Source organism: Kitasatospora sp. NPDC059571 (genome assembly GCF_042735675.1).
GTDB lineage: Bacteria > Actinomycetota > Actinomycetes > Streptomycetales > Streptomycetaceae > Kitasatospora.
The window spans coordinates 1-9,728 of record NZ_JBHWBW010000296.1; the positions used below are offsets into that span (position 1 = coordinate 1).

7 protein-coding genes are annotated in these 9,728 nt (G+C 75.1%); 4 read left to right on the top strand and 3 right to left on the bottom strand.

Annotation, left to right across the window (positions count from 1 at the left end):
• Positions 1-243: 243 nt before the first annotated feature.
• The 3 genes from ACFV0G_RS26650 to pcrA all read left to right on the top strand — a co-directional run bounded on the left by ACFV0G_RS26650 (position 244) and on the right by pcrA (position 5,796).
• Positions 244-1,767, top strand: coding sequence for a glycosyltransferase family 39 protein (locus tag ACFV0G_RS26650; protein ID WP_380552999.1), 1,524 nt, complete (start codon positions 244-246; stop codon positions 1,765-1,767).
• Positions 1,768-1,949: 182 nt separating this feature from the next.
• Entirely contained in the window at positions 1,950-3,128 is a 1,179-nt protein-coding gene (locus ACFV0G_RS26655) for a glycosyltransferase family 39 protein (RefSeq protein ID WP_380553002.1), read from the top strand.
• 88 nt (positions 3,129-3,216) lie between these two features.
• The gene (gene pcrA / locus ACFV0G_RS26660) at positions 3,217-5,796 is read left to right on the top strand and encodes a DNA helicase PcrA (RefSeq protein WP_380553005.1); all 2,580 of its coding nucleotides are present in this window, start codon (positions 3,217-3,219) and stop codon (positions 5,794-5,796) included.
• 48 nt (positions 5,797-5,844) lie between these two features.
• On the opposite strand, the gene ACFV0G_RS26665 is transcribed toward pcrA, so the two are convergent.
• Together ACFV0G_RS26665 and ACFV0G_RS26670 are read right to left on the bottom strand one after the other, a co-directional pair.
• The gene (locus ACFV0G_RS26665) at positions 5,845-6,846 is read right to left on the bottom strand and encodes a M23 family metallopeptidase (protein ID WP_380553008.1); all 1,002 of its coding nucleotides are present in this window, start codon (positions 6,844-6,846) and stop codon (positions 5,845-5,847) included.
• Positions 6,847-6,934: 88 nt separating this feature from the next.
• Positions 6,935-7,723: an esterase/lipase family protein gene (locus ACFV0G_RS26670; protein WP_380553011.1), complete on the bottom strand. Its 789-nt coding sequence runs from the start codon at positions 7,721-7,723 to the stop codon at positions 6,935-6,937.
• 245 nt (positions 7,724-7,968) lie between these two features.
• Here ACFV0G_RS26670 and ACFV0G_RS26675 point away from each other — a divergent pair, with 245 nt between their 5' ends.
• Complete coding sequence (locus ACFV0G_RS26675) at positions 7,969-8,376, top strand: cobalamin B12-binding domain-containing protein (protein ID WP_380553017.1); 408 nt, start codon at positions 7,969-7,971, stop codon at positions 8,374-8,376.
• A 93-nt stretch (positions 8,377-8,469) separates the two neighbouring features.
• On the opposite strand, the gene ACFV0G_RS26680 is transcribed toward ACFV0G_RS26675, so the two are convergent.
• A partial coding sequence (locus tag ACFV0G_RS26680; protein WP_380553014.1) for a DUF5691 domain-containing protein occupies positions 8,470-9,728 on the bottom strand: 1,259 nt, incomplete at its 5' end.

Here is a 9,728-nt window from a genome sequence, read left to right on the forward strand (position 1 = left end):
CCCCCGCACCGTCCCGGATGATCCCCCGGCTCGCCCCGCCGAGCCGGGGGCTGGGTACCATGGCCCGGACTCCCCACCGGTTCCGGCCCCGGAGACCATCGGGTCGCGCGTACACGATGCGCGGCCCCGCCCGGTCCCCGGCCCGCACGGCCCGGTCGGGAACGGGGCCCGGGGGGATTCCGCGGAGCCGTGCAGATGTACTCAGACTCGCCGTGCTGCCACGGCCCGGAGGGTTCGGACGACATGACTTCCAGCGCCACGGCTCCTGCTCGACCGGGTTCCGGGGCGGGCAGCCCCCGCGGACGGCGCGGCCGGGCCGCATCCGGCCTCGGGGCCCTCCTCGACCGGACCTTCTGGCTCTGGCCGGCGCTGCTGACGCTGGCGGCCACCGTGTACCGCAGCGGACGCCCCGAGCTGTGGCGCGACGAGCTGGCCACCTGGAGCGCGGCGACCCGCAGCACCGGCGAGCTGCTCGACATGCTCGAGCACGTCGACGCCGTCTCCGGCGCCTACTACCTCTTCATGCACGGCTGGATCTCGCTCTTCGGGGACTCCCCGGTCGTGCTGCGGCTGCCCTCCGCGCTGGCGATGACCGGCGCCGCGGTGTTCACCGCGCTCACCGCCCGCAAGCTCTTCGACAGCCGGGTCGGCCTGCTGGCCGGGGTGCTCCTGGCCCTGTTCCCGTCGGTCTCCCGGTACGGCCAGGAGGTCCGCTCGTACGCCTTCGTGGTGCTCGCCGCCTCGGCGGCCACCTGGCTGCTGCTGCACGCCGCGGAGCGCTCCACCCTCCTGCGCTGGCTGCCGTACTCCGTGGCGGTCGCGGCGGCCGGCCTGCTGCACATGGTGTCGCTGGTCTTCCTGGCCGGCCACGCCGCGGTGGTCCTGCTGCGCCGCCGCGACGGCCGCGGCCGCCGCCTGCTGCCGGCCTTCGCCGTCGCCGTGCTGGTCGGGCTGCTGCCGGTGGTGCCGCTGGTCGCGGTCGGCCAGCGGCAGGTCGGCCGGCAGATCTCCTGGCTGCACACGCCCGACATCCACGCGATCGGCGACCACTGGCAGGGGCTGTTCGGCTCGGTGCTGGTCGGCCTCTGCGTCCTCGCGCTGGCGGCCGTCCCGGCCGGCTGGGCCCGGGGCCGCCGCCCCGCCCTCGAGATCGGCCTGATCGCCGCCCTGCCGATCGTGCTCACCTGGATCGTCTCCCAGGGCCACGCCTCGTACTTCCTGGACCGCTACCAGCTCTACACGGTGACCGCCTGGGCCGTGCTGGCCGCGGCCGGCCTGGCCTCGCTCCGCCCGTCCTTCCTGACCCCCGTGGTGCTGCTGGCGGTGGCCGTGCTGGCCCGGCCCGACCTCCAGCACGTCCGCACGACCACGGCGCACGAGACCACGAACGGCCGCGCCGCGGCGTCGGTCATCGCCGCCGGGTACCGGCCGGGCGACGGCTTCGCACCGCTGCGCGGCAACCAGTCGTACATGATGCTCGACTACGAGGTCGACTACTACCTGCCCGGCAGCGTCCACCTGAAGGACGTGCTGGCGGCGAAGTCCGCGGTGGCGCGCAACGACCTGTTCGCGCTCCCCTGCGCGCAGCCCGCCGCCTGCCTCGCCGGTACCTCGCGGATCTGGGTGGTCACCACGGGCGGCGACGCCGACCCCCTGAAGGAGTTCCCCGTTGCCGAGGCGGCGGCCCTGCGCTCGGCCTACACTCCTACCGAGATCAAGCATGTGCGCGGCCTGACCGTGGCGCTCCTGGAGCGGCACGCCGGCTGACGCCGCGTCGGCCGGCCGGAACCGCGACTGTCGGCCACTCGTCAGCAAGGGTTGACATCCTGTTTGCCATCCGCGAGCCGTACGGCTGACATGGTGTCCGGGTCGTGCGGCACTCGGGTCCGCGTCGCGACCGACAAGGCCGATGACCGCGGGTGGCCCGCGGCCACACCGCTGGAGTCCATGTGTCCACCGAACCGGCCGTCCGGGGCCTCGACCGCCGGGCGGCTGAGCAGGCCGGCCGGCTCGCCGTCGCCCTGCGGACCGCAGCGCCGGCGCTGCTCGGCTACGCGCTCGTACGCGCCGTCGGCGTCGGCGCCCTCGCCCTCTGGGGGGCCCGCCGCGGCACCTCCGGGATGGGCCGGCTCTCCTCCCTCTGGGACGCCTACTGGTACCAGGCGATCGCCGTCCACGGCTACGCCGGCACGGTGCCCCGGCCGGGCCCCTACGGCCCGTACGAGCCGTACGCGTTCTTCCCCGCCTACCCCGCGCTGATCTCGGCCGTGCACCGGGTGCTGCCGCTGCCGCCCAACCAGGCGGCGCTGCTGGTCGCCTGGGCGGCCGCACTGGCCGCCGCCTGGGGGATCTACGCGGTCGGCGCTCACCTCTACGGCCACCGCATCGGGGTGATCACCGCCGTGCTGTGGGGCGTCACGCCGTACGCGGTGGTGGAGAGCGCGGCCTACTCCGAGCAGCTGTTCACCGCCTTCGCCGCCTGGTCGGTCTACGCCGCGCTGACCCGGCGCTGGGTCTGGGCCGGCATCTGGTGTCTCGCCGCAGGCCTCACCCGGCCGACCGGCATCGCGCTGGCCGCAGCCCTGTGCACCGCGGCCCTCTGGGAGGTCGTCCGGCGGCGCGAGGGCCTGCGGGCGGCGCTCGGCGCGCTGATCGCGCCGCTCGGCTTCGTCGGCTTCCTGGCCTGGGTCGGCACGGTGAAGGGCCGCTGGGACGGCTACTTCCGGGTGCAGGACGCCTGGCACTCCCACTTCGACCTCGGCCGCAGCACCTTCTACTCGCTGCGGGACCTCTTCACCCGCGCCGACCAGGTCTGGCTGACCGACGTGGTGGTCGCCGCGGTGCTGGCCTGCTCGGTCGTCCTGCTGGTGGTCTCGGCACTCCAGCGGCAGCCCCTGGTCCTGGTGCTGTTCAGCGCCGCGATGCTCGTGCTGGCCCTCGGCGACGCCGCCTACTTCAACTCCCGCGCCCGCTTCCTGCTGCCCGCCTTCGGCCTGCTGCTGCCGGTCGCCAACGGCCTCGGGCGGCTGCGCAGCCGCTCCTCGCTGGCCCTGCTGCTGGCGTCGGCGGCGCTGATGTCGGCCGCGTACGGAGGCTTCGTGGCATTCGTCTACCCGGACGCGCCCTGACCTAGCCCGGCCCGTCCGACCCCCGGAGGGGCGGGGATCGCGGGACCGGGCCGGGTGTGTCGGTGGCGGGCCATACACTCGGAATGCCATGAGTAGCCTCTTTGACGACCTCCCGCTCCCCGGCTTCGAGAGCCCCTCGGCCGGGTCGAGCCCCGCCCACGACGAGCCCCCGCTGCACGAGGAGCCGCCGTACGAGGAGGCGATCCCGGAGGGGCTGTTCGAGGGCGACTACTCCGCGCAGCCCGAGGGCGACGCGTGGTACCGCAACGGCGCCGCCCGCCCGGTGATCGACCCGGAGCAGTTGCTGGCCGGCATGAACGACCCGCAGCGCGAGGCCGTGGTCCACCACGGCTCCCCGCTGTTGATCGTGGCCGGCGCGGGCTCCGGCAAGACCCGGGTGCTGACCCACCGGATCGCCCACCTGCTCGGCGCCCGCGGCGTGCAGCCCGGCGAGATCCTCGCGATCACCTTCACCAACAAGGCCGCCGGCGAGATGCGCGAGCGCGTCGAGGAGCTGGTCGGCCCGCGCGCCCGGGCGATGTGGGTCTCCACCTTCCACAGCGCCTGCGTCCGGATCCTGCGCCGCGAGTCCAAGCTGCTCGGCTTCACCTCGTCGTTCTCCATCTACGACTCCGCCGACTCGCAGCGGCTGATGGGCCTGGTCTGCCGCGACCTGGACCTCGACCCCAAGCAGTTCCCGCCGAAGTCGTTCACCGCCAAGGTCAGCAACCTCAAGAACGAGCTGATCGACGAGGAGACCTACGCCGACCAGGCCGCCAACCCGACGGAGAAGAAGCTGGCCGAGGCGTACACCCTCTACCAGCGGCGCCTGCGCGAGGCCAACGCGCTGGACTTCGACGACATCATCATGACCACGGTCAACCTGCTCCAGGCGTTCCCGGACGTCGCCGAGCACTACCGCCGCCGCTTCCGGCACATCCTGGTCGACGAGTACCAGGACACCAACCACGCCCAGTACACCCTCGTCCGGGAGCTGTCCGGCGGCGCCCTCGGCGACGCGCCGAAGCTCACCGCGGACGGCGACTTCGTGAACCCGACGGCCGCCCGGCTCGCCCAGATCGCCCCGGCCGAGCTCTGCGTGGTCGGCGACGCCGACCAGTCGATCTACGCCTTCCGCGGCGCCACGATCCGCAACATCCTCCAGTTCGAGGAGGACTACCCCAACGCGACGACGATCCTGCTGGAGCAGAACTACCGCTCCACGCAGACCATCCTCAGCGCCGCCAACGCCGTCATCGAGCGCAACACCAACCGCCGCAAGAAGAACCTCTGGACCGCCGGCGACCAGGGCGAGCGGGTGGTCGGCTACGTCGCCGACGACGAGCACGGCGAGGCCCAGTTCATCGCGGACGAGATCGACCGGCTCACCGACAAGGGCGACGCCCGGCCCGGCGACGTCGCGATCTTCTACCGCACCAACGCGCAGTCCCGCGTCTTCGAAGAGGTCTTCATCCGGGTCGGCCTGCCGTACAAGGTCGTCGGCGGCGTCCGCTTCTACGAGCGCAAGGAGGTCCGGGACATCCTGGCCTACCTGCGCGTCCTCTCCAACCCCGAGGACACCGTCCCGCTGCGCCGCATCCTCAACGTGCCCAAGCGCGGCATCGGCGAGCGCGCCGAGGCGATGATCGACGCCCTGTCCGCCCGTGAGCGGATCAGCTTCGCCCAGGCGCTGGTGCGCGTCGACGAGGCGTACGGGATAGCGGCCCGGTCAGCCAACGCGGTCAAGAAGTTCAACGCGATGATGGCAGGGCTGCGCCAGGTCGTGGAGTCCGGCGCCGGCCCCGCCGCGGTGCTGGAGGCGGTGCTGGAGGAGAGCGGCTACCTCGCCGAGCTCCAGGCCTCCACCGACCCGCAGGACGAGACCCGGATCGAGAACCTCCAGGAGCTCGCCTCCGTCGCCCTGGAGTACGAGCAGGAGCCGGGCGAGCGCCCGGACGGCGAGGACGCCGAGGGTGCCCCGCCGGTCGGCTCGCTCGCCGACTTCCTGGAGCGGGTCGCGCTGGTCGCCGACTCCGACCAGATCCCGGACGACGAGGAGGGCCAGGGCGTCATCACGATGATGACCCTGCACACCGCCAAGGGGCTGGAGTTCCCGGTGGTCTTCCTCACCGGCATGGAGGACGGCATCTTCCCGCACATGCGGGCCCTCAACCAGGTCAAGGAGCTGGAGGAGGAGCGCCGGCTCGCCTACGTCGGCCTGACCCGCGCCCGGCAGCGGCTCTACCTGACCCGCTCGGTGCTGCGCAGCGCCTGGGGCCAGCCCTCGTACAACCCGGCCTCGCGGTTCCTGGAGGAGATCCCGGACACCCTGGTCGAGTGGAAGCGCACCGGCGGCACGGCCTCGGTCCCCGCAGCCCGCGGTTTCTCGCCGAGCTCGTCCGGCGCCTCGCGCTCGTACGGGTCGGGTTCCTCGGCGCGCTCGACGACCTCGTCGCCGGCGCCCGGCTGGGGCACGTCGGCGCGCCGGGTGACCGAGCGCGAGGTGGTCTCCCTGGCGGTCGGCGACCGGGTCACCCACGACACCTTCGGCCTGGGCACGGTGGTCGCCACCCAGGGCGTCGGCGACAAGGCGCAGGCGACGATCGACTTCGGGTCGACCGGCCGCAAGCAGCTGCTGCTGCGGTACGCGCCGGTCGAGAAGCTCTGACGCCCGGCCCCCGCCCGGTGCGCGGGCGGGGGCGTCCGCGGCAGCGGGTCAGCGCGGGTCGAGCCCGCGGGCCAGCAGCCACGGGAGCGGGTCGACCGGCTCACCCCCGCGGGGCCGTACCTCCAGGTGCAGGTGCGGCCCGGTGGCGTTGCCGGTGGCGCCGGAGGCGGCGATGACGTCCCCGGCGCGCACCGGTCCGTTGCGCAGGCGGCACCCGCTTAGGTGCGCGTACCAGGTCTCCGTGCCGTCGGCGGCCCGCACGATCGCCAGATAGCCGTAGGCCGGGGTCCAGCCCGTACTGAGGGCGCCGTCGGTCACGGCGTGCACGGCCGTGCCGGCGGGGACCGGGAAGTCGATGCCGGTGTGCCGGGCCGCCCAGTGTGCGCCGGCCCGGCCGAACACCGCACCGAGCCCGCGGGCGGCCACCGGCAGGCAGAACGCCGGCCGGTCGGCCTCGGGCGCCGTGGTGTCGGGTACGGCGGGTGCGGGTGCGGGTGCGGCGGGTGCGAGTACGGCGGGTGGCTGCGGCACCGGTGGTGCGAGGGCCGGCCTCGGCCCCGGCGGGAGCGCCCGGGGAAGCGCAGGAGGAAGCGCCGGGGGGAGAGCCCGGGGAAGCGCCGGGACGAGTGCGGGCCGCAGGGCGGTGTCGGTGCGGGCGGTCGCCGCGGCCGGTGAGAAGGATCCCGGGACGGTGGCGGAGGGCAGCGCGACGCTGAGCAGCACCACCTGTCCGGGGGCCGGGCCGCTGCTGCCACTGCCGCTACGGCCACCCGTGTCGCCCGCGGTGGGGGTGCGGCCGGCGCGCTCGGCCGCCCCGGTGTCGGCGGCGGGGCCGACGGCGGCCGTCCGGTGGGCGGCTCCGTCGGCGGTCGCGCCGCGGTTCAGGCCCCAGCGCGGCAGCGTCGTCCGCCGCGGGTCGCGGTGCTGGCCGCGGGTGCGCTTGGAGCGGGCGCGCGGGAGGCGGGCCGAGCCGCCGCGCGCGGCGCCCGTGCGGTCGACGCGGCCCGGGTCGGAGGTGCCGCGGTCGGCACCACTGCTGTCGGCGGTCATGGCGTACCGCCTCCTCGGAATCGGGACGATGGGGAGAAAGCGGTCGAGACTGTAGTGCTTGATCACGCGCTCGCCGAGATTCCGCATCTCAGCAGGCGTGGCGCTCCGTCAGCGGCCCGGCCGCCCAGAGTTCCAGGGCCCGGTGGACGGCGGCCACCGCCCGGGGGTGCGCGGGCAGCCCGACGTGACCGGCGCCGGGGACGGCCAGATTGACCGCGGCGAGGTCGGGATGGTGGAGTCCGGCACTCCGGTGAGGGAGCACCACCTCGTCCAACTCGCCCCGGACGGCGGTGAATCGGCTGGTGCAGTCGGGCGCCGGAAGGCGGAGCTCGGCCAGCAGGTCGCTGCCCGGCCGCAGCTGACGGGTGATCGGGAACGGGTTCGGCAGCATGGCCGCGCTGGTGCCCTCGTGCGGGGTGGCGAGCGTGATGACGGCCGGGGCCAGTTCGTGGCCGCCGAGCCGCTGCACGTAGTAGCGCGCGATCAGGCCGCCGAGGCTGTGCCCGACCAGGGCGACCGGGCCGCCGTCATGCGCCTGGACCGCCCACTCGACGTGGCGCGCGAGCAGGACGGCGGCCGCCCGGACGTCCCGGGTCAGCGGCGAGTAGTTGAGCGCGTGCAGGTGCGTCCAGCCGTGGCGGTGCAGGGCGCGGCGCAGCGGGGTGAAGACGGCCCGGTTGTCGGCGAGGCCGTGCAGCAGCAGGACCGGTCGGCCGCCCGGGCGGACGCCGGGCGGTGCGGGCCGGTCCGGGCAGCGGCTGGGCCGGTGCTCGCCGGGGATTCCGGTGGGGTAGCGGACCAGGTGGTGCGCGAGCGCGGCGGCTTCCGCGCCCGCGCCGCGGACGGTGGCGGCCGTCCGCTGGAACGGGATCGTCATGCGGCTCTCCCCGGCAGGGTGGCGCGGGGGCCCCTGCGGCGGCCGACGCAGGGGTGACGGAAGGTCTGGTACCAGGGGGTGCTGATGGACAGCTCTGTGATTTTCCCCTCCTCTCGACGGCCGAAAACCGCCGATCGGTCCAGGTGGCGCTACTCTGCCCCTCAGGTCTGTTAGAAGCTGTTAACACAGCGCCGGTGTCCGCTCAGGCGAGCCGGGTGGTGGACAACGTCGTCCAGGAGGCAGTCATGGGTGTGTCAGGGCCGATCCGTGTGGTGGTCGCCAAGCCGGGGCTCGACGGCCACGACCGCGGCGCCAAGGTGATCGCACGCGCGCTGCGCGACGCCGGTATGGAGGTCATCTACACCGGCCTGCACCAGACCCCGGAGCAGATCGTCGACACGGCCATCCAGGAGGACGCCGACGGCATCGGGCTGTCCATCCTCTCCGGTGCCCACATGACGCTCTGCGCCAAGGTGATCGAGCTCCTCAAGGAGCGCGACGCGGCGGACATCAAGGTCTTCTGCGGCGGGATCATCCCGGACGAGGACATCGCGCAGCTCAAGGAGCTCGGCGTGGCCGACATCTTCACCCCGGGCACGCCGACCCAGTCGGTGGTCAGCTGGGTGGCCGCCAACCTCCGTACGGCCGGCTGACCGCCGGGCCGAGGACTGCCGCTCCGGGCCGGGGCCCCGCGTGTCGCGGGCCCCGGCCCGTTGTGCTGCCCGCCTGCCGTGCCGCCCGCGGTGTCACCCGCCGTCCTGCGGGGGCCGGCCGGGCGGCCCGGGCGGCATGCCGCCGGGTGCGAGCTCGGCGAGCATCCGGGCGCGCAGCCGGAGCGTCTCGGAGAGCCGGGTGAAGGTGTCCGACCAGGCGGTGTCGGGGGTGGCGTCGGCGGCCAGCGCCTCGACGGCGGGCGCCGCCTCGGGGGCCAGTGAGCGCTCGGTCATGCCGAGCACGCCGCTGTGGCTCCACGGATAGGCGCCGGAGGCGGCGGCCCGCTCCAGTGCGGCGACGACCGCGGTCGACAGCGGCGGCGTCCAGGGCGTGGCGCATGCGCCGAGCAGCTGGAAGGCGTCGCCCAGGCCGTTCGCCCGGACGAAGGCGGCCGTCCAGGCGGCGCGCTCGGCCTCCGGCAGCACGGCGAGCAGCTTGGCCGGGGCCCCGGCGGCCCGGGCCGGGCCCTGGCCGCGCGGGGCCGGGCCGAGCAGGGCCCGGGCCCACGCCGCGTCGCGCTGCCGCACGGCGGCCCTGGCCCAGGCCTCGCGCAGCTCGCCCGACCAGTCGGCGCCGTCGGCCTCGCCGCCCTCGCGCGCGGGCAGTGCCAGCAGGCCCTCCGGGGTGAGCCCGGTCGACTCCGTCCACAGCGCGAGCGGGGCCGCGGCGACGATCTCGCCGAGCCACCACGACCGCTGTCCGCGGCCGGTCGGGGACTTCACCGGGACACCGTCGCGCTGCATCGCCTGGTCGCACTCGGTCGGCGGCGAGACGTCCAGCAGGCCGTCGCGCGGCCGCACGCAGCCGCGGGCGCGCTCGGCCATCCGGGCGGCGAGGGCCGAGCCGGGCAGGGTGGAGAGCAGCTCCGCCGCGGTGGCGCGGACGTTCTTGCTCCGGTCGCCGAGGGCGGCCTCCAGGAACGGCTCGTCGGCCGCGCCCAGGCCGTCCTGCAGGGCGTCGAGGAAGAGCAGCCGGTCCTCGGCGCGCTCCGTCGACCAGGTGGTGCGCAGCAGGGCGAGGCCGGCCGCCGGGTCGGTGCGCCGCAGCCGGGTCAGGTGGGTGACCCGCTCCGCGAACAGGCCCTCCTGCCAGATCCGCTCGCCGTCCGCCGCGCCGTCCGGCCGGCCGTCGGCGGTGTCGGCGGTGCGGGTGACGAAGCGCCAGTCCGGGTTCCGCTCGGCCAGCCAGCGGCCGAGGGGTCCGGGCAGGGGCACCGCGGCGGCGCGCCGCTCGCTGGGGGCGCGGGCGGGGTGGCTCAGCGCCGGGGCGTGGGCGGGCGGGCGCCGGGTGC